Source organism: Micromonospora sp. NBC_00362 (genome assembly GCF_026342155.1).
Taxonomy (GTDB): Bacteria; Actinomycetota; Actinomycetes; order Mycobacteriales; family Micromonosporaceae; genus Micromonospora; species Micromonospora hortensis.
On sequence record NZ_JAPENH010000001.1, the window covers coordinates 6884755 to 6909447 of the forward strand.

Here is a 24693-nt window from a genome sequence, read left to right on the forward strand (position 1 = left end):
ACGACGGGAGGGCGACTCCACCGCTGCGTCACAACCAGTGGGATCATGCCGGCACATTGGAAATATGAGTCGTTCTTTAGTTGGTACACCGTCTCGCGAGGCTACGCCGATCGGGGCGCGCCATACGTATACGAGCTGATCGGCGCCTACCCGGCTGCTCCGCCGTGGTGGGCATCGGAGCACGGCCTCATCAGCACGGTTACCCGCATCTCGACCCGTGGGGGGAACGCCATCGGTCTGCATGGGGCGGGCAGCCTGCTCAACGCTGCGCAAATGGAGACGTCGAACCGGGTGGCCGCGATGCCCAGCCTGCACACCGCCTTCGCGCTGCTCGCGGTGCTGTTCCTCGCCCCACGGATACGGCGACGATGGTGGCCCGTACTCGCGCTTTATCCGCTGTCCATGACGTTCGCACTCGTCTATAGCGCCGAGCACTGGATCATCGACGTGCTGGTCGGTTGGGCCTATGTCATCGTGCTCCTGCCAGCGATCGACAGCGCCGAACGGCTGTGGGCACGACGGACGGGCCGGAGCGGCAGCTTGCACCCGGAGCGCACCCGCGAACGCGCTGACCCGGACAGCCGGGCACTCGTACCGCTTGCCCCGCTCGGAACTGCCACACGATCTACCCGTCGGTCATCGGCTCGCGGCCGACCATCGGCCACCGCCGACGGCAGGCACCTCGACAACGCTTCCCACTCGACGTCAGACAACTCGTAGCCACGTCCCGCGCGCGACAACATCCGATACCAAGATCCTTTGAAGACATCCTTCAGGGGCGTGTCAGCTGGCTCAGCGCTGACGGCCACCCGGTCGGGTCGTCACCGGGGGGGCACCATCGCCAAGCCCTGCCAGAACAGAAGGATGTCCAGCCAGCCAGCCAGCCAGCCAGCCGGCCTCGGCTGGGGTCAGCGGGCGTTCGGACTGGTAGCCGATAAGGAATTCCGCGCGAACCTCGGCCCGCACCCGCCCCCTCGTCGTCTACCGCACCATGGTCAAAGACACGGAGACCTCTCTGCCTCCGGCGGGCTGACAAGAGAGGTGCCTTTAGATCCACAGACCGGCCGATGCCGCCGTTATGCCGTTTAATTTCTGGTTGTTGGGTGCCACGTTTTGTGGTCTGGGGGCGACGTAGAGGTGTGATGGATGTGAAGCAAGGCCCGCCGGAGCTGGTGCGGGTCTATCAGGATCACCGTGTGGGATTGCTGCGGTTGGCGTATCTACTGACTGGCTCGCGGGAACAGGGCGAGGATCTTGTCCAAGCCGCGTTCGTCTCGGCGTTGCCGCGTTGGGATCGCATCGAGCAGCCCCTGCCGTACCTGAAGCGGGCGATTGTCAACCAGGCGGCGGATCACCACCGCCGCGTCGCGCGGGAACGCACGCTGGCTGTGCCTGAGGCGGTGACGCATCCGCCCGAGGTCGATGAGACATGGGCCGAGATCCAGAAGCTGTCGCTGGTTCAGCGCACAGTCGTGATCTTGCGCTTCTACGAGGACCTCACGCTGGTAGAAATCGCCGCCGTGATGGATCGCCCACCAGCGACCGTCCGCTCTGACCTCAAACGCGCCCTGGAACATCTACGAAAGGCCCTCGACTCATGAGCACCGACGACTTCGACCTTGCAATCGATCCCGCTCTCGACGCCCGGCTGCGCGGGACACTGAACGCGGTCGCCGCAACGATCACCGACGCATCCCCAGTCCGGCCGGAGACGAAGCAGCACATCTTGGCGCAATCCGCATCGGTGGTGCGCACCCGCCGGGACCGGCGAAAGCGCAAGCGGTGGCTGGCGATCGGCCTCGCCGCCGCCGTCGTGCCGGTGGCGGCCTTCTCCACCTTCGCCATCGACTCCGGCGACGTGGGCCGAATCCCACCCAAGACCGCCTTCGTCAGCGGCTCCGAAGACGGCGAGCGGTACTGGCTCGTCCCGGCCGTACACAAGGATGTCTGCGGAAAGACTTTCGGCGGCGTGGAACTGGCGTTTGAGAGGGCCGACGCTCCAGGAAGAGGGCAGGCCAACTCGGGCGTCGCCTGGGGCGAGGCCCCGAAGGGCGGAGCACCCGGCACCGGCTGCTACGTCAACGACGAAGCCCGTTGGCTCGCCGATCCGGGCCGCGTCGCCAAGCTCTCCCAACGCCTCGGCGGCAAGGACCAGAACGGCGACTGGATCACCATGATCGCGGTCCACCCCACGGTCACCACCCTGCGCGTCACCGACGACACAAACATCACCCGCGACGTACCCACGCACGCCCGGCCCGACCGGCCCGACGGCCCCCGCTACGCGGTGTTCACCACCCCCGCCCGCAAGCCCCAGGTCGACCTGTCCGTGCGACTACTGACCACGACCGGCCAGCCCGCCACCACCGAACCATTCAAGATCGAATTGCCCTCCCGATAATCGTCAGCGACGGCAGCGCGGCCTGAGCAACCACACTGGCTCACACGGATTCCAAGACTCCCGTGAGCCAATGTGCTCAGCGTCAAGGTGATGCCTTGTCGCTGAGCGATGGAAGGCGGGCTGTAGGGCGGCTCCACGTCCGCGTTGAGGCAAGTTCCGCAATCGACCAAAGCGGGCCAGCACACTGTCATCCGACTATGTGCAACGCCTCAGTCGATGGAGTTAGTTGGAGTACGGCCTGGTCTGTCGCAATCGAGAACAAGCTGAACCGGTAGCAGGCCTGGTCGTTCAGCTTGTGCTGACAATCGGTGATCGCGGGGATCGGTATCAGTGTAGCCAGGACCCGCGGATTCCGAGGCAGCGGAGACTCGACTGCGGACATCGGCCCCAACGCGGAGGGAGGCAAGCCGGCTCCGATGCGCGAAAAGGGCTGACGGGGCCTGGATGCGTCCCTTCGATTCGCGGGCGACGCAAACTTCCAGACCCCAGCGCGGCAGAGCTATCTGCTCCCAACCCGGCTCCCCAAGATCACGACGAAACGTCGATTGCCGCGCGGCAGTGGTCATGTTTTGACCTGCCCGTCATCACCTGAATATCAAGTATGAAACTTTTCAAGCTTCGGTGTCCGTTCGGACGCAACTAGGAGTTACATCGTGCAAATTAGGAAGGCCGCTGCTGCGGCGCTGATCGTCGGGCTGGTGCTAGGTGGCACGCAGCCGGGGCAGGCTACTACCGGACATGACCGTACGCCCGCAGGCTCATCGGGACACAGCGATACGGTGACCTTGCTGACTGGAGACCGGGTCTCGGTGGACACTGCCGGCCGGATCGGCGTGCGTCCCGGAGCAAAGCGCAACGGGATACGCTTCCTCATTGAGCGAGATGGCGAGGCATTGCATGTCGTGCCAGACGACGCCGCACCCCTTCTTCGCAGCGGGCGGCTGGATCCGCGATTGTTCGACGTGCGGGGCTTGTTGCGCGACGGATATGGCGACGCCCAGCGAGCAACGCTGCCCTTGCTGGTCACGTACCGTGCAAGTACCGCCCGCAGCGCGACTTCCGAATTGCGCGCGGCGGGCGTGGTGGTTGCCCGTGAGCTGTCGGCGGTGGGCGGTGCGGCCGTTAACGCGGTCAAGGACGACCGTGGCGACACGTGGGCGGTGTTGACCAGGCAGACCGCAGTTGAGCGTGTGTGGCTGGATGGTCGGCGGCGGATCTCGCTCGATCACAGCGTGCCGCAGATCGGCGCACCGGACGCCTGGCGGGCCGGCTACACCGGGTCCGGCGTTACGGTTGCCGTGCTCGATACCGGCGTGGATACCGCGCATCCCGACCTCGCCGGGAAAGTGCTCGAGGCAGTCAACTTCACCGACACGCCAGAGGACGGCGACACGGTTGGCCACGGTACTCATGTCGCGTCTACGATCGCCGGCAGCGCAGCCGCGTCGGCCGGCAGGCATCGTGGGGTAGCGCCGGATGCGAAGCTGCTGTCCGGAAAGGTTTGCGAGACCGAGTGGTGCAGCGAGTCGGCGATCCTCGCTGGCATGCACTGGGCAGCGGCGGACAAGCAGGCGGCAATTGTCAACATGTCATTGGGCACCGCCGACGCATCCGGAAACGACCCGCTTGAGGAAGCGGTGAACACGCTGACTGCTAGATACGGGACACTCTTCGTCGTCTCAGCCGGCAACGAAGGCGCAGACGGCGCGGTCAGCTCCCCGAGCTCCGCCGACGCCGCGCTCAGCGTAGGTGCGGTGGACCGAGCGGAGCGGCGAGCGCCGTTCTCCAACCGTGGCCCGCGGGTCGGCGAGGAGATTATCAAGCCGGACATCACAGCACCCGGTGTGGGGATTGTGGCCGCTCGGGCCGAGGGTACCGCTATGGGCGAGCCAGTTAATGACCGATACACGGCTGCTTCCGGCACCTCGATGGCCACTCCGCACGTCGCAGGTGTCGCCGCTCTATTTGCGCAGCGGCACCCGCAGTGGCGGGCCGAGCAACTGAAGGCTTCGCTCATGGCAGCCGCGCAGCCGAACCCGTCGCTAACTACTCTCGAGCAGGGCGCCGGACGGGTAGACGCCGCCCGGGCCGTCACCCAGATCGTGATCACCGAGCCGACCGCGATCTCGTTCGGCCGGCAGGCATGGCCGCATGACGACGACCAGCCGATCAGCCGGGTCGTCACCTACCGCAATGTGGGCTCTGCGCCGATCACGCTAACGCTGAGCATGACAGTGACCGGTCCCGGCGCTGCCGCCGCGCCGGGTGGCATGTTTCGAACCAGCACTGGCCGCGTCACCGTGCCTGCCGCCGGCACGGCAGCGGTCACGGTGACGACCGATACACGGGTCGACGGGCCTGACGGCCGTTACACCGGCCACCTCATCGCCTCCGCCGACACGACCGTGGTGCACACGCCACTGGCCATCAACAAGGAGGACGAGCGATACGACCTGACAGTCTCTTATCTAGATGGCACCGGCACACCGACTCAGCGGTTGGACAGTAATCTAACGCAACTTGACGGTCCGCACCGGCAGGATATCGCCCCCCGAAACGGAACGGCCACCGTGCGCGTACCCAAGGGACGGTACAGCCTGAGCGCTACCATCTACACGCCGGCTAGCGCGGATCGGAGGGAGCGGTACGCACTGATTCTGCAGCCGGTTGTCAACCTCGACCGCGACACTCGGATTACGCTCGACGCCCGCCAGGCGCGGCCAGTCAGCGTCAATCCTCCCAAACGTACGGCGCGTATCGGCTTCGCCGAAGTCGGCTTCGTGCAGTCCACCACCGACGGCCCAACCGTTCGACGCGTAGTGACGGACAGCTTCGAAACACTGGAGACTGCTCACGTCGGGTCCAAGCTACCGAGCGACCAGCTGTACTCGTTCGTCAACAGCTCCTGGGGTGAACTCAATGACCAAGGTCGACTAGACGAAACCCGATATCTTTATTTGCTCGCCGAGACCGTCCCTGGTCGCCTGCCAACCGGATACACCAAAAGCTACCAAGATCGAGAACTGGCCACCGTCCGGCAACGGTACGGTCCCACGCCTGACGGAATGGCTGCGATATCGATCGCAACTCCCGTCTTCGGGGCTGGAGTCGAGGGCGCCGCCATGATTCTCCCCGTGCCGAAGCAGCGCGACGAGTATCTGAGCACCGGTCCGTCCTGGATGCGAGAGCTGGGAATCGGTACTCCTGACAGTACCGGCTGGATCGACCAGTCCGCCGGGCTCGTCCAAGCACCGGTGTCATATCAACCGACCACCACCTCATCGGACGAGTGGCAGGCCGCTCCGACGGGCCCAGTCGCGGCACCCGGCTTGGCCGAGCGTCGAGGCGACCGCATCCAGGTGAACGCGTGGCTATTCGGAGATCGGGCAGGCCATCCAGGCTGGTCAACAACCGACACCGCCCGAACCGCCCTATACCGCAACGGCCGGCCAATCGGTGAAACCACCGACCCGGGGGTCGGCGAGTTCGACGTGCCAGCCGGTACCGCCACATACCGGCTGGAGGCCAGCGCTACCCGCTCGTTCTCGGCCCTCACAACCAGCATTTACGCAACATGGACGTTCCGGTCCGCCCGCGTAAGTGGTGACCGGTCGAAGGCCCTGCCGCTTTCGGCAATCCGGTACGCGCCCAAACTGAACGCATCAGGCTCCGCACGCGCTGCCTCGGCGTTCAGCATTCCGATCTCGGTACAGCCGCCGCCGCGGGGAACCGCGTACAGCGGCATCGACCAACTAACTGTTGAAATCTCCTACGACGACGGCGCCACTTGGACAAAGGCCACCGTTCGCCGCCACGGGGCGGGTTGGCGGGCTATTGTGCAGCACCCGGCTGGCCCCGGCTACGCCTCTCTGCGGGCAACCGCAGTCGATCGGGACGGCGCCACGACCACCCAGACGATCGAGCGCCTGTACCGGCTACGCTGACTTGGGCCCGCACCACTTGAACCATTACACGAGAGGCCACAGGGCAGTGGAAATGGGAAACCGTCTCCACTGGACCCAAAATGTCACCTTCGGCGAGGACGGCTCCCAGCTTTCAACCGGTACGACACTCCGCAACCTGGCAGCCTTCCGCAATCTGGCTCTGAACACCTTCCGCCTCGCCGGACGCGTAAATATCGCCCACGCCCGCCGCGATCTGCGCGACCGCACCGACGTCTTCGCCGTCTTTGGTATCTAACCAACCGTGATCAAATCGGGCATAGAAGAACAACGCCGGGGCCGTGCGGCGATAACCGTCTGACAGAGATGTTATTTATGAGCACCTCCCGGCGGGGTCTGACCACCGTCTGACTGACTTCGGGTCCTCAACGGGATCTGTCGGCCTCGGTCGGGAGGTGCTCATGCACTCACTGGACGTGGCGTTGTCACTTATAGGAGCCTGGCTAGAGGCCTATCTCTGTCTTGTCCGCGTTGCCCGGCTGGTGCGTGCCGCCCTGCCCCAGTCACGAGCGGCAGGACGACGTTGCCCCCTATCGCACCTGAAGAAGTTGCGATCATCGACGTCGCCGACTAACGACTGTCTCGCTAACGGCCTGCGCCCGGCCAAAACCGCCGGCGGGAGTGGCTCGAGAGAGGTCTGTTTAACCCGAAGTTTGGTCTGCCCTCCTCGCCGGACCCCTTTCCCCGGCCCTGCAAGGAGACCCATCCCCTCCGCCGCACCGTCAGCACCTGCTTCGATCGTCATCGCGATCGATCCTCACAAGGCGTCCTGGACCGCCGTCGCAGTCGACAACCGACTCCAGCCACTGTCTCGCTACTGGGTGAGGACGTTGCTCAGCGCCGGCCCGGTTGGTCAGCCGGTGAGGAGAATGTTGTGGAGGTTGGCGATGCCGGAAGCAGCGTCGGCCAATGTGTGGCCGGCGCGGCGGTAGTCACGCAGGGTCTTCCAGTTCTTCATCCTGGCCAAGGCGTGTTCAACCCCTGCTCGGACGGTCCGGTGTTCGACGTCTGGGGCAAGGTCATCGGCCTACGGCGCACGGGCCCGCAGTGTCAGCAGATGCGACGGAGCGTCTACCTAATTCGACCCACTGCGGGGCGGGTACGGCCCGAGGCACACCATCCAGCATCGGACGTGCTGGCTGTGAGGCCGTCGAATCATGATTCGGCCGAAGGCTCGGGATCGCACCAGGTCTCGGCGTCAGCGAGAAACGCGGTCGAAGATGCGGGCGCCTTAGTGATGACTCGCGGCGAGCCACTGATCCTGCGTCCGGCAATCTGCAGCATGCCGGTGGCGCAGGGCGTGTAGACGTTTGAAAGTTGAAAACCATTACCGGGAAACGACGCGACCGTGTTCAAGCGCCGATCTAGGGGACCGGAGATCTCGATCGCGATATCGGCCGCCCGAACCCGCACACCGGTCAGCGGGTCCAGCTCAAGGTCCACGGGAGCTTCGATGAGATCCGGCTCGGGCCACGGCAGTGCGGCGACCTCGGGGAAGTGGCGGTTGAACGCGCTCGCGAGCCAAAGCCCTAAGTCGGGCTTCTGTGTTACCACGCATACCCGACTCTCGTGCCAAAGTACGACTACGGTTCCTGGACCGTGCAGGGACCAATCAACCCGCCAGGCCGACGCGAAAGCGATCAAACTTCTGGACCCATCCGCCGGGTATAGTCCGAGCCCTGGGTTGCTCCCTATCAACAGAATCGACATGCTCGCCACCCTGCACCCCGGCTGCCTGCACTCCGCCTTCAGTCGGCCTGAGAATCGCCCGCCCAGTGCCAGGGCGATCGCGGTGGGATCGCCTCCGACGTACCGACGACTACCGTCGCGATCGCTGAGGGATGGAACCAGGATAGTGTCGCACGCTGGTGCCGGCGGTACCGAAATGGAGAGCTCTGGAACTTATTTCTAGCCTCCGGCGGCCGAGGCAAGAACGCGCGAAGCGAGCGCCTTGCTCGGCCTTCCACGGCCAGTCATTCACCCTCGGCGGTCGACCAACGTTGTGCCGGCAGCATCAGAGCTCGTGCACGTCCGCGAGGCGGGCCTGCGGCAGCGAGGTGTCCGGCATGTCGTCCCCGAACGCGGTGTGAAGGACGTGTTCTTCCTCGTATGCGACGGGCTGAAAGGCCTCCCCGAGGTCGTGACGAACGTGTGGCCCCGCGCGATCGTGCAGACGTGCATCATCCACCTGATCCGCAACACCTTCCGCCTGACGTCGCGCCGGTACTGGGACGAGCTCAAGCGGGACATCAAGCCGATCTACACCGCCGTCAACGCGGCTGCGGCCCGGGCCGCGTCCGACGTCCTAGCCGAGAAGTGGGGCGGCAGGTATCCGGCGGTGATCCGCCTGTGGGACAACGCCTGGGCAGAGTTCATCCCGTTCCCCGACTACGACGCGAAAATCCGCACCGTCATCTGCTCCACCAACGCGATCGAGTCGTTGAACGCCCGCTACCGACGGGCGTTCAAGGTGTCCTCATGTGCCGTCAGCCGCGGTGGCCGGCAGGCGGCGCGGGTGACGGACCCCAGCTCGCCGGGCTAATCCAGATTCGCCACCAAGAGGCATCAACCGGCTGCGCACTCAGGTCTTCATGACCGGGGCCAGCCTCAAGATCATCGTCTCGGGCATCGGCGCGCTGGCCGCGGCCCCCTCATGCACGGCGGCCTGACCGTCGCACTCCTCACGGCTGCCGCCGCTCACCTCATCGCGGCCTGCATCGCCAGCAACGCCCTGCGACCACTTGGGCGGTGATGCCTGATGTCGCACCCGAATGCTGCTCTGACGCCCAAGCACCGCCTGATCGTCGCCCGTCCCGTCGTCGACGAAGGGATGGCCCATCAGCGAGGTTGCGCCCGCTTCCAGATGTCCTGGCCGACCGTGAAGCGGTGGGTCCACCGCTACCTCGTCGGCGAACCCATGCAAGACCGATCTTCACGCCGAAGACGTCCCCGAACAAGACCAGCTAGAAGACGACCAAGCGCTGCATCAGCCTGCGAATGAGGCTGCGGGAGGGACCAGTTCACCTCGCGGCCCGCCTCTACATCGCGCCGTCGACCGCGCATCGCATCCTCACAACAGCGCGCCTGAACCGGTTGGCGCACGTTGACCGGGCGGCCGGCGAGCTCATCCGGAGGTATTGTCAACGCCGCCTTAACCCTGACCACCGTGGTCCGGCTGAAAGTGGACCACCTCGGGTTGGTTGATCTTTAGTCGTTTGTCTTGGTGGCCGGTGGGACGCGGCCGAGGTCGCGGTCTTTGAGTCGGTAGCTGTCGCCCTTCATCGAGATGACTTCGGCGTGGTGCACGAGGCGGTCGATCATGGCTCCGGCGACGACGTCATCGCCGAAGACTTCGCCCCATCTGCCGAAGGGCTTGTTCGAGGTGACGATGAGGCTGGCGCGTTCGTAGCGGTTGGAGACCAGTTGGAAGAACAGGTTCGCGGCTTCGGCTTCAAAAGGGAGGTAGCCGACCTCGTCGACGATCAGTAGCGGGATCCGGCCGAGTTTGACCAGTTCGCCTTGCAGGCGGCCAGCGTGGTGGGCGTCAGCGAGACGGGACACCCACTGGGCGGCGGTGACGAACGCGACGCGGTGTCCGGCCTGGCAGGCTCGGATCCCGAGACCGATGGACAGGTGGGTTTGCCGGTGCCGGGCGGGCCCAAGAAGACGACATTCTCCTTCGACGCCACGACGTCGAGGGTGCCCAGATCACCGATCGTCTCCCGCTTCAACGAACGCTGGTGCTCGAAGTCGAACTCCTCCAGGCTCTTGCGGGCCGGGAACCTCGCGGCTCGGATGCGCCCTTCACCGCCGTGGGCTTCCCGAGCGGCGACCTCGCGTTGCAGGCAGGCGGCGAGGAACTCCTCATGCGTCCACGACTCCGTCCGAGCCCGCTCGGCCAGACGCTCGACCGACGCGGCGAGGGAGGGTGCCTTCATTGCGGGTGAGGAACGCAATCTCGGCGGACACGTTGCGGTTGTTGGTTTTGGTGGCCATCACGCAGCCACCTCGTCCAGGCCGAACATCCGGTCGTAATCGGCCAGCCGGCGGTGCTCGACCTCAGTCGTGACTGCTGGCGCCGGTGCCTGCCGGGCAGCCGTGCGCAGGTCGGCGGCGGCTTGGCGATGAACTGGATCGGTGATGCTGATGCTTGGCCCAGCATCGGGCATGCCGGGCCACCAGATGGCCGTCGCAGAACACCTCCATCTGCGCTGCGGTGGCGGTGACCTCGACACGACGCCCGACGAACGAGGGATGCACCCAGTAGTCGTTGCTGTCCAGACGCACGTAATGATCCCGAGGCAACCCTGTGGTCTGCCGCCAGCCGACCACCGGCGACACTGGCGGCAGCGACAGCATCGCGGCCCGGTCGGCGTCCCAACGGTCCACTGGCCGGCAGCCCAGCATCCGGTGTTGGCGGTTGTTCGCCCGCACCAGCCAATCGGTGAGCTGGGTGTTGAAGTCCTGCGGCGAGCCGAACCGACGCCCGGGCAGGAACGACGTCTCGAGATAGCCATTGGCTCTCTCGACCAGGCCCTTGGCCTCCGGGTCCGCCGGCCGGCATTGGATCACCTTGATGCCGAGGGTCCCGCGGAAGGCGTTCATCGCCTCGGTCAACTGCGGCCGACCAGCCCGCCACTGCCCAACCGCGGACTCGTTGTCCCAGACCAATGCCTTGGGCGTCCGGTCCTAGCCTGAGATCAACCTCCAGTGCCTGGCCAGCAGATCCGGCGACTGCCGCGACGGGATTATCACCGCCGACAGCCACCGCGAATACCCCGACACCATCACCAACACCGGCGGCCGGCCGACCTGCCCGAAACTCAAGGTCACGTCCGCCGGCGGGGACCACAGATCACGCTGCGCCAACTCACCCGGCAGATAATCAGTGCGCTGGGCCGGGTCCGGACGGCGGAACAACGGCCGCAGCTGCTGCGCCCGATCACAGAAGACCGTCTTGCCCCGAGTCCACCCGACCCGCTCCATGATCACCGTCGAGGGCATCTCCGGGAACTCCGCCAACAACACCCTGATCTGCGGCTCGACCGCATCCACGATCGAACCCTTCGCCGTCCGTCGATACCGCGGCGGCTCATCACTAGCCAGAGCCTTCTTCACGGTGTTGCGAGACAACCTCAACCGCCGTGCGATGGCCTGAATCGCCATGCCCTCCGACCGCCGCAGCCGCCGGATCTCCGTCCAGTCCTCCACGCTCAGCACCTCCCGATGCTTCAGGAGGTGGTCCCGATTCAGCCGGAACCACGTGGTCAGTTTTCAGGCGGAGCCGACAGGTATGAGCACCCACATCCGGGGTCGCTGGTGCACGTGGACGTGAAGAAGCTCGGCAACATCCCCGACGGCGGAGGTTGACGCTACGTCCGACGCCAGCATGGCGAACGCAACCGAGCCGCGACCCCCGGCAAACCCAAAAGCAAGTGGTGCGCCCCGAAGATGGGCTACGCCTTCGTCCACACCGTCCTCGACGATCACTCCCGCGTCGCGTATACCGAAGTTCACGATGACGAGACTGCTGGCACCGCAGTCGGAGTGCTGCACCGAACTGTCGATTGGTTCGCCGAGCGAGGTGTCACCATCGAGCGGGTTCTGTCGGACAACGGCGGTGCCTACCGATCGTTGTTATGGCGCGACACCTGCGAGGCGCTGTCAATCCGGCCGAAGTTCATGCGGCCGTACCGGCCGCAGACGAACGGGAAGGTGGAGCGCTTCCATCGCACGATAGCCGACGGGTGTGCCTACGCCCGCTGCTACCAGTCAGAGACCGAGCGCCGCGACGCGCTCGAGGTGTGGCTGCACCACTACAACCAGCGCCGCCCCACGCCGCGTGCGACAACCAGCCGCCCTACGCGCGGTTAGTCAAGCCCCGGTCAGTACACCTTGCGGCGATTGGCGCCGACCCGCGCGTTGTCTGCGGCTCGTTGAGCGCTCACGATTGCCAACGACGCCCCGGAAGCACACTCGGTGAACGAGCGGAGGCGCGAACTCTTGCACTCGCGCTCGCCGAGCAGGACCCCCTGGGCTGAGCGGACAGAAGATGGTCGGCGGAACGCGAGGTCCGAAACCCGCCAGCGTCCAGCACGCGAACCCCCAATACTTGGCGCAAGATCGGCTGATCAACTTCGGTGGGTCAGCGCAAGGACACGCTCCTCGGAGCGGGACAGGAGTCTGACGTGATTCGACAGGGGTCAGCGGGAGTATCGGCATCGGTCCTGGCACAGTTTGTCCTCCTCGCGGTGACCTGGGGTGCCAGCTTTCTGTTCATCAAGATCGGGCTTGAAGGTCTGTCGCCCACTCAGGTAGTTCTGGCGCGACTGGTGTTCGGGGCAGCGGCGTTGTTGGCCATCACGCTGTTCACCAGGCAGGCGTTACCCCGCGAAGCAATCGTGTGGGGACATCTCACGGTGGTCGCCATACTGCTGTGTGTCGCGCCGTTCCTGCTGTTCGCATGGGCGGAGCAGCACATCTCCTCGGGTCTGGCGAGCATCTACAACGCCACCACTCCGCTGATGACAATGCTGGTCGCCTTAGCCGCCCTCCCGGCGGAACGTCCTACACCTGCCCGGCTCACGGGACTTGTCGCGGGATTCGGGGGCGTTCTGGTCGTGCTAGCCCCATGGCGTGGGCTCGGAGACAGTGGTGTCCTGGCGCAGGCTTACTGCCTGGTGGCTACCGCGTGCTACGGTCTGGCCTTCGTCTATTTGCGCCGTTTCATATCTCCTCGTGGCCTCTCCGCCGTACCACTGGCCACCGTTCAGGTCAGCATTGGCGCAGTTCTGATGATGCTCGCTGCTCCGTTCATCGCCACCCAGCCGATGCACCTCACCGCCCGCGTCACCCTCAGCATGCTGGCTTTGGGAGTGCTGGGCACAGGCATGGCCTACGTGTGGAATACCGCGGTCGTAGCGGGGTGGGGCGCCACCAACGCCTCCACCGTCACCTACCTGACACCCTTGATTGGTGTCGCGCTGGGGGTGGTCTTGCTGGACGAACGCGTCAGCTGGAACCAGCCGGTCGGAGCAGTCATCGTTGTTCTCGGCATCGTCATCAGCCAGAATCGCCTCCTACCCACTGTGCGTAGCCGTGAGCTCGTCTAGGTGAGCTTGCGTAAGGTCATCAACCGTCAGGTGACGCTCCGTGAGCCAGGACAACAGGGCGAGCGTCTGGCGGATGTCCTCGCGGTCGGCGCAGGCGGAGCCGCTCGCCCAACATCGAGGCTCATGCGGGCCGTCCGCCCGGGGTGTCCAGCTATATTCGGTAGTCAGATGCCGTGGCGAAATCGCTCTCATCGGCCAGTTTGGATAGGGTGGGCCCCCGCTGAGGATTGCATCTTCCCGGCACCGCTCCAACGACAAGCAGCGGTTCTGATGAGGGTGCTTGGCGTGCTCGCAGCCAGCAAGTCAGTGCGTTTCGGGTCCAGATTACGGACTCTATTGTGAAAATTCCTAAGCGGCGTGAGGTTGAGGGCTCGGCGGGTCGAGTCATGCCAGCATTGACCTATGCAGCCAGCACGTAAGGCAAGGCGTAGTTCTGCGGCAAATATCGAGCAGACTCTAGATCCGTCGCTCTTCGATTCACCTTCATCTCAGTGACAATTCGCCTTCATGGCCATGGCGAGATGAAGTATGTCGGTGTAGAACTATCACCAGACGGAGTGTTCCGCCTCTCGAACCGGGCGGCGGCGCCCCTGCAGACCCCAGCGGTACGAACAGGCCAACCGACGATCTTCCGGAACGGTCATTCCTGCCTGGCAATCCAAAAATATGGTGGTGCGGGGCCAAACGTCTCAACGTAGGCCACCTCGCTGCGGACTAGAGGACGTTGCCGGTTATCCGGGTGACCGAGGGGCTGCACGGTCCTGAGCTTAAACTGCTGGTTGGCGTTCACGCGGGTATGATAGAACTCTCATAAGTGACCGTTCAGGAAGGGCCTGATGCTCCGCCTCGCGGCCCAACGGCTTGACCGAGGAGCGACTTGCGACTTAATTCTGCCTCGCGCGGCATAGATGACGTTTGTCTTTGTCGACTGCCTGCTTGCCCCTCGGTGTCTCCATTCTGCTCTTCTAGTGGTTTCGCCTGGCTCCAGCTAACGGCGGATCGGTCGATCTCGGCGATGCCTGTTCGCGGGAACCCGGGACGTGCGCTGTCGAGAGACCCGGGCCTGTGTAGGGAGATGAGCCTGCCTTCTTGTCTTGACGCGAACGGATGGGAACCAGTGGTTGAAGGTTTGAAGACGCTGCTTGCGGCCTCGCCGTTGAGCGGTGTCGACAGTAAAGACTGCGATGGGATTGCCGAGCTGGCCGTCCGAAAGTTGGATCAGCGGGCCCTTGGGCAGGCCGTCACGAGCAAGCCTTTGGCCCTGCACGACGGCCGGGAATCGATCTCGGAATCGGCGCTGAGATGAAAAACCAGAAGCCTACGGATCGGTTGCTTGACGTGCAGTTGCCGGACAGCGCCTTCACCCGCTTGCAGGTGCTTGGCCCGATGGTCGTCTCCCGCAATGAGCTGATAATTCATGTCGGCGGAAGTCGGATCCGCCGACTGCTGGCATCGCTGCTACTAAGCCCCGGCAAAGTTGTCACGGTAGACCACCTCATCGACCGGCTGTGGAACGGCCCCGCTCCCAAGGACCCCCGACGCGTTGTGCAAACCAACGTAGTCCGACTACGTCACGCGCTGCCGGCCGATGTCCCGATCGTGACCCGGCCCGGCGGTTACATGATCGACATCGACGCCGACCGTCTGGACCTGCTCCAGTTCCAAACGCTGGTTACGGTTGCAGAGGGCGCATCAGAGATCGATCGAGAGTGCGAACTGCTCCACGCCGCTCTGGGCTTGTGGCGGGGCGACGTGTGTCAGGACGTCGATTCCGAAGTGCTGCATGAGAACGACGTCGCCCAACTGGCCGAACGGAGGCTGGTCGCCCTCGAGCGCCGAATTGATCTTGATCTTCTGCTCGGCCGAACTGAGAGGCTCGGCGGCGAGCTACGCATGCTGACCGCCCAGTTTCCTCTGCGTGAACGGTTCTGGGCACAGCTCATGGCGTCGCTCTACCTGCAGGGCCGAAGAGGTGAGGCTCTAGAAACCTATCGAGCGATTGCCAAGATGCTTTCAGAGGAGCTTGGGATCGATCCGGGCTCGGAGCTCCGTGAACTGCATCGGCAGATGCTCAACGACGAATACGTGGCGCCGAACGCCGGGAAGCGCAATACCGACATCGCAATCAACCCTCATCTCGCTTCGAGCGAGGCAGTTGTTGCAGCTGTGCACCTCACTGATGATCCCGCTCCAGGAGCTTCACCCCGGGAACTCCCGACGGACGTCGCTCACTTTGTCGGCAGAGGGGCAGAGCTCGCCGCGCTCGACAGGATCCTGTCGACCGGAGCAACCGACGGGGTCGGAGGTTCGGTTGTTGTCGTTGACGGCAGCGCCGGTGTCGGCAAGACCGCTCTCGCTGTCAGGTGGTGCAATCGAGTCGCGGACATCTTTCACGGCGGTCAGATTTACCTGAATCTGCGAGGGTTCGGCGCGCTGGCGGCGATGGAACCGCTCGGTGCTCTGCACGTGTTGCTGCGCAGTGTCGGCGTACCAGCCGAAAGCGTGCCACACGATGTTGCGGCATGCTCCGCCTTGTTCCGTTCGCGTACCGCTGGGCGCCATATGCTCATCCTTCTCGACAATGCCCGGAATTCGGACCAAGTGCGCCCGCTTTTGGCCGGCGGGAGCTGCGTGACGGTCGTGACGAGCCGGAACCAGCTCCGTGGACTCGTCGCTCGTGAGGCCGCGAAACGGGTGAGTGTCCAGCCCTTGCCGATCGAGGACTCGGTTGAGGTGCTGACCTCAGCTATCGGTTCGGCCAGAATCCAGGAAGAGTACAACGAAGCACTGCTGATCGCTAAGATATGTGATTACAACCCTCTCGCACTGCGGCTTATCGGCGAGCGCATCGGCCGCATGCAAGATGCTAGGCTCCGCGACGTCGTCGACGAATTGGATTTTGAATTCAACCGACTCGACGCGTTCAACGCCAACGACGGTGACCTCGCTGATCTCCGAGCGGTATTTTCCTGGTCGTACGACCACCTGGAGTCGACGACTGCAGCCGTTCTCCGCCTCGTCGGCGGCCTCTATCCTGGCAACGATATCGGGCTCGCCACCGCAGCCGCGATCAGTGGGCTTGGGCTTGCTGATACTCGATGGCATTTGGACCGACTTGTCGCAACAAACCTTGTCGAGCAAAGTGCCTACAATCGGTACCGTCTGCATGACTTGCTGCGCACATACGCAGCCGAGCGAACCCATCAGCAGGATTCTGCAGAGGCTCGAGCGAAGGCGCAGGAACGACTACTTCAGTGGTTTAGGAACACTCTCATAAATATCGACGAGATATTTGCGCCGGACCGTTATAGAGATCCGGCGGGTCCTTTCGAACGATCAGTGCCGGTGCTCTCGTTCCGAGATCATAGGTCTGCCCTGGCGTGGTGCGAGGTTGAATACCCCACCCTTATCGCCTTGCCCGGTTGGGCAAGCGATATCGGTGAATTTGAGATGTCTGGCCAGATCGCATATCTGTTGGAGTCGTTGCTGGCCAACTACAAGCATTGGCACGACTTTCTGTACTGCCACAAGCCCGCCCTCGCGGCTGCCGCCAAGATTGGCGACCGGCGTCTCGAAGGGCATCTACTTAATGCCGTGGGCAATGCCTTGGCGGAAACTCGCCAACCGGCCCATGCTCGGGAGCGGTACGAGGCGGCGATCCAGGCGTTTCGCGCAGACGGCTATATCATGGGCGAAGCCAAGGTCTTAGGCAATCTCGCTATGCTGGCCGTAGAGCAGGAGGATCTGGCAACCGCTGAGCGGCTCTGCGTCGAGGCCCTCGATATTTGCACGGCAATCGATTACTCGCGGGGTCGGGCGCATAGCCTCGACAATCTTGGCGAATTGTCATTCGCTCGGTCGGATTTCGTCAATGCGATTAGAAACTGGCGACGTGCTCTAGAAATTAACAAGAAGGCTCGAGCCAGGTACGTTCAAGCCACCAACCTGACGAATCTGGGCCGTGCCTACAACGCGCTCGGAAACTTCGACCGGGCAATCACCTATCAACGCGCGGCCGAGTCCATCAGCCGCGAGATCGGCAGCGACCGGGGGGTTGCAATCGCGCTACTTCATCTGGGGCGCACGTTCCGATCCGCAGGGGAAGCCGAGGTAGCGGCCGAGTGCTGGACCGAGGCGCTGAACCTTTTTGTCGAGGCTGGCGATGCCGATGCAGACGAGGTGAAGGCGGCTCTGGCCAGCCTCGGAAGTTGAGGTCAGACCTGTTAGGAAGGAGCGCCCTGCCAAGTTGCGGATGCGTCACTCTTGTTAGCCGGACTGAAGGTCAGGCGCGGCGGACGCCCACCTGCACTACAGCAACCTGAGTTTCGTCGCGCCGGTTGGGCGCGAGTCCAGACTCAGGGGTCTACGTCGTCGCGGTAGACCCCGATCGCCCGGCTACTCGACGTCTCCGCCACCGTACGGACCTCCATGACCGGGCTGATCCAAGGAGTGGACCGATGAACACCCTGACCGACCGCTACCTCGCCGCCACCCTGCGTTCGGTGCCCAGCCAGCGCCGCGACGAGATCGCCAACGAGCTGCGGGCCTCCATCGAGGACATGATCGATGACCGCACCGGCGGTGGCGCGGACCCGATCGTCGCCGAGCGGGAGGTGCTCACCGAGCTGGGCAACCCGGACGTGCTGGCCGTCCGGTACGCCGACCGCCGGCTGCAGCTCATCGGCCCGACCTACTACCTGGTTTGGCTGCGGCTGCTGAAGCTGCTGCTCAGTTTTATCCCAGCGCTCGTCGCCACAATCGTCACCGTCGTCGGGGTGGCCAGCGGCGAGGGGTTCGGCGCCATCGGGCCGGGCATCGTCGTCGCCCTGCACGTGGGCGTGCACATCGCCTTCTGGCTCACCCTGATCTTCGCCATCATCGAGCGCTCACAACCGACCGTAGACCTGCCGGCCTGGACGGTCGACCAACTGCCCGATGTTCCGGCGAACCGCGACATCTCCCTCGCGGACACCGTCGCGTCGGTGGTCATGTTGGTGGTGGCTATCGGATACCTGCCGTTCCAGTACTACCGGTCCTGGGTTCGCGGCGCCGACGGCGAGAACATCCCGATCCTCGACCCGGCGCTCTGGTCGTTCTGGCTGCCGGCGCTGATCGTGGTCTTGGCCGCCCGCGTGGTGTTCGAGATCGTCAAGTACCGGATCGGACGTTGGAACTGGGCGCTGTTCGGGGCCAAGGCGCTGCTCGACCTCGCGTTTTCGGTGCCGCTGGCGTGGCTGGCGCTCTCAGACCGCCTGCTCAACCCGGTCCTGGCCGACCGACTGAGCTGGCTGGCGGACGTGGACAACCGCAACATCGTTGGGGCCGTCATCGCGGTAGGCGCGGCCGCGGTCGTGGTCTGGGACCTGATCGACACCGCGTTGAAGACACGCGGTCAGGCAGCGTGAGTCTTGACCGGGCCGCAATCCGCCAACAGCTCCTCGAACTGCCCGGCCCCGTCGTCGCGGACGCTTTCGGCCACCACGACAGGACCACCAGTCGTTTCATCGGAGAGGCCAGCAGGACGTGGAGCCGATACACCGCTGGCGGTCACACACGACCAACAGGCTAAATTCCTCGGCGAACCGCGACGGTTGAATAGACCCCAGTGTCCTTTGCTCAGACACCAGCCGCAGAACGCCTTGAAATAGTCCGTCTCGCTCCGAGATGGGAGTGGCGCCTATGTGGGAGAGGGCCAGCGCAAGCTGGAGACGGTGCGACGATACGGCGTGCCCGAGGGTTGGCTGCTCTGAAGAGCCTTTCCTCATCGTCATGGCCAGAACGGGAGCGGGGCCTTCCTGGCGGCAAGCCGACATGGGGTACTGCGGGCCGGGCCGCGCTCGATCGTGTTCTGACGTTCCGAGACGACGACATTCGCGGAATGGAGGTCTCCGCGCAGCCTACCGGCGGGCCTTCCCACTCGGGGGCCCCAAGCATTGTCCCAGAAGTGCAATCTGATGTGGATTGTGGCGCTGGTCGACTCCAACCCGTTCGAGAAGGCGGAGGCGCGTGGCTCAGTGGCCAGGTTCACCAACAACCTGGGCAACTCGGTGACGGTCGACCTCGAACATCGCGACTTTGCCTGAGTCTCGGGCGCATCGGCAGCGGGCCGGGAGCAGGCGCCGGGTGCCAGGCGCTGCACCTTGCACTTGCGCGGTCTGGCCAGGGTTGGCACCCGCGATGCCGGTCGTGCCAAGCACCATGACGACTGCTGTCGTACCTGGAGCTTCGCCCTCTTCGATTTCCGGGCTTGCCATACCCGCCTTGAGCTGCAAGATCAACTTGGAAGCGGTGCCCTTTCCCGGAGATCCTGCAGCGCTTGCGGGATCGTTTCCTGAGGCCTGGCCTGGGCCCGAAAGTTAGTGCCCTCGCGTTTCTCATCGATCAGCCGGCGCCGCAGATGGAGCGCCAGGGGCCTGAATGCCGAACACAGCCATGCTGTAGATCGAAAGCACACCCCGGGGCAAGCCGAAAGCCGTGTGATGGTTGGCGATGTTAGGAGCCGAGCGATCGCCCGCCGCGCTCGAGGTGTCGATTGGATGCCTCCGGTGCCGCGACGGGGATGGCGGGCGTTTAGCCGATCGCGCCGCGCACTATGGCGGTGGCGAGTTCCTGTGTTGTGGCTGGGGTTACGGTTTCTGGTGGCGCGGTGATCAGGGTGAACAGTGCTCCGCCGTACAGGGCCATCAGTGGTCGTACCGCGTCCGGCGGGATCTCCAGCCGCAGTTGCGAGTGGTACGCCGCGGTGTAGGCGGCCATCGCCTCCGTCAGGGTGTCGAGGGCTGCGGCAAGCGCAGGGCGGCGCAGGCTTTCCAACCGCAGCTCGAAGATGGCCAGGTAGCGATCCCTCTCGGCGGTCGCGGAGTGCAGCAGTGACCCGGCGATCAGCTCGACGAGGTGTTCGATTGCGTTGCCGCCGACGTCGGTTGTCGCTGCGGCGTCTGCCATGTCCGCCTGGTGGAGTTCGGCCACGCGGCGGGTGACGGCGACGAGCAGTGCTTCGCGGCTGCGGAAGTAGTTAGAGGCGGTGCCTGTCGGGAGTCCGGCCTTACTGTCGGCAGCCCGGTGAGTGACGCCGTGAACGCCCGCCTCGGTCAGCAGGGTGATAGCGGCGTCGGTGATCTGCGCGCGGCGACGGTCGTTGGGTGGCGGCATCCGCCCACAGGTCCTGCATACCGTCACGGACGTGTGGGGCACCGAACGTGTCACCCTGCTTGGCGACGCTGCACACGCCTTCCCCCCGTCGCAGGCTCAAGGCGCCAACCAGGCACTCGAGGACGCCTGGCTGCTCCACAGAGCGCTGGCCGAAAGCTCCGACACGGCGGAGCGGCTACGCGCGTACGAGCGCCGACGCGCCGCACGGGCGCCGGATATCGAAAATGGGCGCGAATGAGCGCACCAACAAGCCGGCCACCGGCCCCACGAAGTTCCTGGCACGGCTCGTCCCGGCGGCCGTAGCCGGCAGCGCATACACCAGTCTCATCCGGAGCATCTCCAGCGTCCTGCACGACGAACGACCCGACTAAGAGCTCCTAATCAAATGATGTTGGGCGTAACTCCGGGACGTTACGGAGGGGTGAGCAGCCGCCGTGGATCGTCTCGGACGACCTGTGGCCCGAGATCGAATCGCTGCTGCCACCTCGACCGCCTCGCCAGCACCGGTTCCCGGGCCGTAAGCCCTTCGACGACCGCAAGGTTTTGTGCGGGATCCTGTTCGTGCTCTACGGGGCGTTATCTGGCCGGCGAGAGGAACTTGGGTTCGGGTCAAGGATGACCTGCTGGCGTCGGTTGCGGGACTGGAACGACGGCGGCGTGTGGCAACGCCTGCACAAAGTCCTGCTCGGCAAGCTGAGAGCCGCCACCCGATGGACGATGCGCTGGAGACCGCGTTGAACGCCTTCGCCATCACCTTCAGCGACCGCTTCCCAGCCGCTGAAACCTATTAACCAAGATCGCCGGAAACGCCGTTGGCGCGACAGCCCCGGCATCCTCCGTGCGCGGCATGCGCACGGCCAACTCATCCCAGGCGTCGCGGTCGTCCGATCAATTGCTCAGAACCACGATGATCGTCGACTGACAGCTGAAGGCCGACTGTGTCCAACCTGAATGAGTCGGTCGGTATTTTCGGCGCTTACGTGCACGGCCTAAGGCGGGCCGAAGCGGTTAGGCGCAAGGTCGTCTCTAAGCACCTCAACGCTACGTGCTACGTGCTACGTGCCCGGGTGTGCGGCGCTACATCCACAAACCCAGAAGCCATGACAGAAGTAAGTTCCTAGAGAGGAGGCCCGGCGGGATGAGAATCTCGAAGCGGGCAACGAGCGCCATCGCGCTCAGCGCGGCTGCCGCGCTTGTCGCGAGCGGTTGCTCGAGCGGTGACGGCGGCGGCGATGCTGTCGCCAGCAAGGACGGTCTTATCGTTGTCCGGGGCGTCCAGCCGGAGAACCCGCTGATCCCGTCGAACACCAATGAGACCGGTGGTGGCAGGGTCATCGACTGGATGTGGACCGGCCTGGTCGAGTACCCGAACGACGGTGGGGCCCCGCGTAACGCGCTTGCGGAGTCCATCAACACCACGGACTCCAAGGTCTTCACGATCAAGATCAAGGCCGGTACCAAGTTCCACGACGGTACCGAGGTCAAGGCGAAGAACTTCGTCGACGCCTGGAACTGGGCCGCCTACTCGCCGAACGGTGCGCAGAACGGCACCTTTTTCGCGGACATCGCGGGCTTCGACCAGACCTACACCTCCGACCCGGATGGCGCGGACGGCCCGAAGAAGGCTCCCGAGCCGTCGGCCAAGGCGATGTCTGGCCTGAAGGTCATCGACGAGCAGACCTTCGAGGTCACCCTGGCGGCGCCGACCGCGGTCTTCCCGACCAAGCTCGGCTACAGCGCCTTCATGCCGCTGCCGGACGTGTTCTTCACCATGAAGCCCCAGGATTTCGGCCGCAAGCCGATCGGCAACGGCCCAGTGAGTTTTGTGTCGTGGGAGGACAACTCCCTCATCAAGCTGACGCGCTTCGACGACTACAACCTTCGCGACAAGATGAAGGTCAAGGACGTCGACGTCAAGCTGTACCAGGACGAGAACGCGGCCTACGCCGATCTGCTGGCCAACAACCTCGACTTCATGGAGGTTGTCCCCACCTCGGCGCTCGCCGGTGACAAGTGGAAGACCGACCTCGGTGAACGGGGCCGCTCGACCGTCACGCCGTCGACCGCGTTCATCGCGTTCCCGATCTACGACAAGCGCTTCCAGAACCCGAAGCTGCGTCGCGCCCTCTCGCTGGCGGTCAACCGGCAGGAGCTCTCGGACAAGATCTTCTTCGGTACCCGCAAGCCGGCCGACAGCTGGGCGAACCCGCTGACCCCGGGCGCCAAGCCGGGCAACTGCACCGCCTGCAAGTTCGACCCGGCCACGGCCAAGACGCTGCTCGCCGAGGCCGGTGGCTTCAGCGGTGAGATGGTCTTCTACTACAACGCGGACTCTAGTCACAAGGACTGGATGGACGCCGTCGCGCAGCAGATCAAGACCAACCTCAACATCAACGCCCGGGCCGAGGGTGTGCCGACCTTCGCGGTGTTCCGCCAGAACATCAACGCCCATGCGATGAAGGGCCCGTACCGTGCTGCCTGGCAGCAGGACTACCCGGACGTCGAGAACTGGGTCAACCCGCTGTTCATCACCAACGGCGCCTCGAACGACGGCCTCTACAGCAACTCCGAGGTCGACGCCCTTGCCAAGCAGGCCAGCGGCGCTCCGAGCCTGGAGGCCTCGCACGAGGCGTTCGCCAAGGCGGTCGAGAAGGTCGACCAGGACGTCCCGAGCATCCCGGTCTACTTCTACGGTCAGCAGTCCGGCCACTCGGAGAAGATCAAGAAGCTCGAGATCAACAACGTCGGCGAACTTGACATCACCTCGGTCGTGCTCTGAGATCCGAACGGTCTGACCCCGGGTCGGGTTCGCCGATGCAAGGTGAGCCCGACCCGGGGACTGTTGTAAGCGGTCCCGCAACGCCCTCCGCCTGGACGCCGTCAACCCGGCACGGCCGCTGCTAACTCGCGACCTCGGCCCGGTCCTGTGAGACCAACGGCGGGGGATCGCGGTTTGCTGCTCGACGTGCCTGCGGAGGAGCTGCTGCCGTTGATGAATGCGGCCGGCGGAAACCGACTTCCGATCTTGGATCAGCTTGACCCGTGGTCAGATGGCGCACTCAGCCGTGAGGATCTGCCGCAGCTCGACGTCGAAGTTGACCGTCTGGAGGCGGCGGCGGGTAACGACGTGGAGCGTGGGCCGGTGGCGGCGACACGGGCGTTCCTGCCGCGGTGGCGCTGGTACGGAGACTGAGCTCCGTTCGGCGGCAGGGATCTGCCCGCCATGGGTCGAGGTGTTGGTAAGAACGGTGACACCAGGGGCCGAATAGTGGATCTCGGTAGGTGGTGTTGGGCTCGGCCATCGACGTCTGTGCTGGCGTCCCGTTAGGGGATCCATGTCCGGGCATCCTGCCGATGATTACCAGGGCGGTGATGTCCGCAAGGCAGAGGAAGAAATATGACACTGGGTGTCAGACTTTGGGTCGAGTATGGCTTCACCTGTCGGTGTCGATGGTGCGGACTGGGCACCACGATGCATATGGAATAGAAAGGACTTCCATGCGCGAAACTTCAGAAGATCTCCAAGAGCTTCAGGTTCTCCTTGACGCCTCCCTCTCCCGTTCCGCCTCGCATCTCCGCTCGATCATCAAGGCTGAAAGCACGCTGACCGCAGTGCAGCTCACCCAGGTCCTCACCAGCATGTGCACCCTCGCTCTGTCCACCGTGACGGCGAAGGGCGAGCCACGGATCAGCGGTGTGGACGGGCACTTCCTGCACGGGAAGTGGCACTTTGGCACGGCGCGCAACGCCGCCAAGGCGCGCCATCTCGCGGCGCGGCCTGCCGTCAGCGCCGCGCATATGCGCGGTGAGGACCTGGGCGTGTTTACGCACGGCAAGGTGGAGATCCTCAACCCCCGGGACGGTGAGCCGGCTGCGGACTGGCCCGACCTGCTCGCGTACTTCAAGGACTTCTACGGCGACGACTTTTTCGACTGGGAGAACGACGTGGTCTACTACCGGCTACATCCGCATTGGATGACCGTCTACGCCCCCGACATCGCGAAGCTCACTGCAGCGTCCCAGTCCTGATCCGCAGCACGGGCCGCATCGGGGCCAGCTACGTGAT

General features: G+C 64.5%; 18 protein-coding genes and 8 pseudogenes. 19 read left to right on the forward strand and 7 right to left on the reverse strand.

The genetic code is table 11. The features are described from left to right. Window positions 1-147: 147 nt before the first annotated feature. Window positions 148-720 (forward strand): annotated as a pseudogene (locus OG992_RS31785) (phosphatase PAP2 family protein); the annotation flags it as partial. Window positions 721-772: 52 nt separating this feature from the next. On the opposite strand, the pseudogene OG992_RS31790 reads toward OG992_RS31785, so the two are convergent. After that, window positions 773-972: pseudogene (locus OG992_RS31790) on the reverse strand (aminoglycoside phosphotransferase); the annotation flags it as partial. 170 nt (window positions 973-1142) lie between these two features. Here OG992_RS31790 and OG992_RS31795 point away from each other — a divergent pair. From OG992_RS31795 to OG992_RS31810, 4 genes are all read left to right on the forward strand, one after another. Next, window positions 1143-1601, forward strand: coding sequence for an RNA polymerase sigma factor (locus OG992_RS31795; protein ID WP_266305080.1), 459 nt, complete (start codon window positions 1143-1145; stop codon window positions 1599-1601). Continuing rightward, window positions 1598-2401 (forward strand): hypothetical protein, encoded by an 804-nt coding sequence (locus OG992_RS31800; protein WP_266305081.1) that lies wholly within the window; start codon window positions 1598-1600, stop codon window positions 2399-2401. Before OG992_RS31795 ends, OG992_RS31800 begins: the two co-directional genes overlap by 4 nt. A gap of 653 nt (window positions 2402-3054) precedes the next feature. Further along, window positions 3055-6345 carry a S8 family serine peptidase gene (locus OG992_RS31805; protein ID WP_266305082.1) on the forward strand — a complete coding sequence of 1097 codons (3291 nt, stop codon included), beginning with the start codon at window positions 3055-3057 and terminating at the stop codon, window positions 6343-6345. A gap of 52 nt (window positions 6346-6397) precedes the next feature. Beyond that, entirely contained in the window at window positions 6398-6601 is a 204-nt protein-coding gene (locus tag OG992_RS31810; RefSeq protein ID WP_266305083.1) for a hypothetical protein, read from the forward strand. 615 nt (window positions 6602-7216) lie between these two features. Here OG992_RS31810 and OG992_RS31815 read toward each other — a convergent pair. Together OG992_RS31815 and OG992_RS31820 are read right to left on the reverse strand one after the other, a co-directional pair. Then, window positions 7217-7363 (reverse strand): annotated as a pseudogene (locus OG992_RS31815) (IS5/IS1182 family transposase); the annotation flags it as partial. A gap of 155 nt (window positions 7364-7518) precedes the next feature. Further along, a complete protein-coding gene (locus OG992_RS31820) occupies window positions 7519-7917 on the reverse strand; it encodes a hypothetical protein (RefSeq protein WP_266305084.1) in 399 nt (132 codons plus the stop codon). A gap of 526 nt (window positions 7918-8443) precedes the next feature. Here OG992_RS31820 and OG992_RS31825 point away from each other — a divergent pair. Further along, window positions 8444-8902 (forward strand): annotated as a pseudogene (locus OG992_RS31825) (transposase); the annotation flags it as partial. A gap of 42 nt (window positions 8903-8944) precedes the next feature. On the opposite strand, the gene OG992_RS31830 reads toward OG992_RS31825, so the two are convergent. After that, on the reverse strand, window positions 8945-9259 hold the full coding sequence (locus tag OG992_RS31830) for a hypothetical protein (protein ID WP_266305319.1): 315 nt from the start codon (window positions 9257-9259) through the stop codon (window positions 8945-8947). On the opposite strand from OG992_RS31830, the pseudogene OG992_RS31835 reads away from it, so the two are divergent. Next, window positions 9164-9501: pseudogene (locus tag OG992_RS31835) on the forward strand (IS481 family transposase); the annotation flags it as partial. The gene OG992_RS31830 and the pseudogene OG992_RS31835 overlap by 96 nt on opposite strands. Before the next feature lie 69 nt (window positions 9502-9570). Here the strand turns inward: OG992_RS31835 and istB are convergent. Both istB and istA read right to left on the reverse strand, forming a co-directional pair. Further along, window positions 9571-10359 (reverse strand): annotated as a pseudogene (gene istB, locus OG992_RS33935) (IS21-like element helper ATPase IstB). Next, window positions 10359-11583 (reverse strand): annotated as a pseudogene (gene istA, locus OG992_RS31850) (IS21 family transposase). The pseudogenes istB and istA overlap by 1 nt, the downstream one beginning before the upstream one ends. Before the next feature lie 69 nt (window positions 11584-11652). On the opposite strand from istA, the pseudogene OG992_RS31855 reads away from it, so the two are divergent. The 6 genes and pseudogenes from OG992_RS31855 to OG992_RS31880 all read left to right on the forward strand — a co-directional run. Then, window positions 11653-12224, forward strand: a pseudogene (locus OG992_RS31855) (integrase core domain-containing protein); the annotation flags it as partial. 327 nt (window positions 12225-12551) lie between these two features. Then, window positions 12552-13475, forward strand: a complete 924-nt coding sequence (locus OG992_RS31860) for a DMT family transporter (RefSeq protein ID WP_323181934.1) — start codon at window positions 12552-12554, stop codon at window positions 13473-13475. Between the two features lie 1117 nt (window positions 13476-14592). Continuing rightward, a complete protein-coding gene (locus OG992_RS31865) occupies window positions 14593-14781 on the forward strand; it encodes a hypothetical protein (protein ID WP_266305086.1) in 189 nt (62 codons plus the stop codon). Then, window positions 14778-17687, forward strand: a complete 2910-nt coding sequence (locus tag OG992_RS31870; protein WP_266305087.1) for a BTAD domain-containing putative transcriptional regulator — start codon at window positions 14778-14780, stop codon at window positions 17685-17687. The genes OG992_RS31865 and OG992_RS31870 overlap by 4 nt, the downstream gene beginning before the upstream one ends. Window positions 17688-17932: 245 nt before the next feature. Continuing rightward, entirely contained in the window at window positions 17933-18880 is a 948-nt protein-coding gene (locus tag OG992_RS31875; RefSeq protein ID WP_266305088.1) for a permease prefix domain 1-containing protein, read from the forward strand. A 549-nt stretch (window positions 18881-19429) separates the two neighbouring features. Beyond that, complete coding sequence (locus OG992_RS31880; protein ID WP_266305089.1) at window positions 19430-19558, forward strand: hypothetical protein; 129 nt, start codon at window positions 19430-19432, stop codon at window positions 19556-19558. Between the two features lie 487 nt (window positions 19559-20045). On the opposite strand, the gene OG992_RS31885 is transcribed toward OG992_RS31880, so the two are convergent. Next, window positions 20046-20681: a TetR/AcrR family transcriptional regulator gene (locus OG992_RS31885; protein ID WP_266305090.1), complete on the reverse strand. Its 636-nt coding sequence runs from the start codon at window positions 20679-20681 to the stop codon at window positions 20046-20048. On the opposite strand from OG992_RS31885, the gene OG992_RS31890 reads away from it, so the two are divergent. The 6 genes from OG992_RS31890 (at window position 20659) to OG992_RS31910 (ending at window position 24656) form a co-directional block, all read left to right on the forward strand. Continuing rightward, the gene (locus OG992_RS31890; RefSeq protein ID WP_266305091.1) at window positions 20659-20865 is read left to right on the forward strand and encodes an NAD(P)/FAD-dependent oxidoreductase; all 207 of its coding nucleotides are present in this window, start codon (window positions 20659-20661) and stop codon (window positions 20863-20865) included. The genes OG992_RS31885 and OG992_RS31890 overlap by 23 nt on opposite strands. Then, window positions 20852-20998, forward strand: coding sequence for a hypothetical protein (locus tag OG992_RS31895; protein ID WP_266305092.1), 147 nt, complete (start codon window positions 20852-20854; stop codon window positions 20996-20998). Before OG992_RS31890 ends, OG992_RS31895 begins: the two co-directional genes overlap by 14 nt. Before the next feature lie 82 nt (window positions 20999-21080). Beyond that, a complete protein-coding gene (locus OG992_RS33940; RefSeq protein ID WP_353962159.1) occupies window positions 21081-21365 on the forward strand; it encodes a transposase in 285 nt (94 codons plus the stop codon). 400 nt (window positions 21366-21765) lie between these two features. Next, window positions 21766-23406: an ABC transporter substrate-binding protein gene (locus OG992_RS31900; protein ID WP_266305093.1), complete on the forward strand. Its 1641-nt coding sequence runs from the start codon at window positions 21766-21768 to the stop codon at window positions 23404-23406. Between the two features lie 174 nt (window positions 23407-23580). After that, on the forward strand, window positions 23581-23820 hold the full coding sequence (locus OG992_RS31905) for a hypothetical protein (protein WP_266305094.1): 240 nt from the start codon (window positions 23581-23583) through the stop codon (window positions 23818-23820). A gap of 305 nt (window positions 23821-24125) precedes the next feature. Then, a complete protein-coding gene (locus OG992_RS31910) occupies window positions 24126-24656 on the forward strand; it encodes a pyridoxamine 5'-phosphate oxidase family protein (protein ID WP_266305095.1) in 531 nt (176 codons plus the stop codon). Window positions 24657-24693 lie beyond the last annotated feature (37 nt).

What these genes read in the sequence shown, in the direction of transcription:
- OG992_RS31795 (WP_266305080.1), top strand. Translation starts at nt 1,143, where the DNA reads ATGGATGTGAAGCAAGGCCCGCCGGAGCTGGTGCGGGTCTATCAGGAT.
- OG992_RS31800 (WP_266305081.1), top strand. Translation starts at nt 1,598, where the DNA reads ATGAGCACCGACGACTTCGACCTTGCAATCGATCCCGCTCTCGACGCC.
- OG992_RS31810 (WP_266305083.1), top strand. Translation starts at nt 6,398, where the DNA reads ATGGGAAACCGTCTCCACTGGACCCAAAATGTCACCTTCGGCGAGGAC.
- OG992_RS31870 (WP_266305087.1), top strand. Translation starts at nt 14,778, where the DNA reads ATGAAAAACCAGAAGCCTACGGATCGGTTGCTTGACGTGCAGTTGCCG.
- OG992_RS31875 (WP_266305088.1), top strand. Translation starts at nt 17,933, where the DNA reads ATGAACACCCTGACCGACCGCTACCTCGCCGCCACCCTGCGTTCGGTG.
- OG992_RS31880 (WP_266305089.1), top strand. Translation starts at nt 19,430, where the DNA reads ATGTGGATTGTGGCGCTGGTCGACTCCAACCCGTTCGAGAAGGCGGAG.
- OG992_RS31895 (WP_266305092.1), top strand. Translation starts at nt 20,852, where the DNA reads ATGGGCGCGAATGAGCGCACCAACAAGCCGGCCACCGGCCCCACGAAG.
- OG992_RS31900 (WP_266305093.1), top strand. Translation starts at nt 21,766, where the DNA reads ATGAGAATCTCGAAGCGGGCAACGAGCGCCATCGCGCTCAGCGCGGCT.
- OG992_RS31910 (WP_266305095.1), top strand. Translation starts at nt 24,126, where the DNA reads ATGCGCGAAACTTCAGAAGATCTCCAAGAGCTTCAGGTTCTCCTTGAC.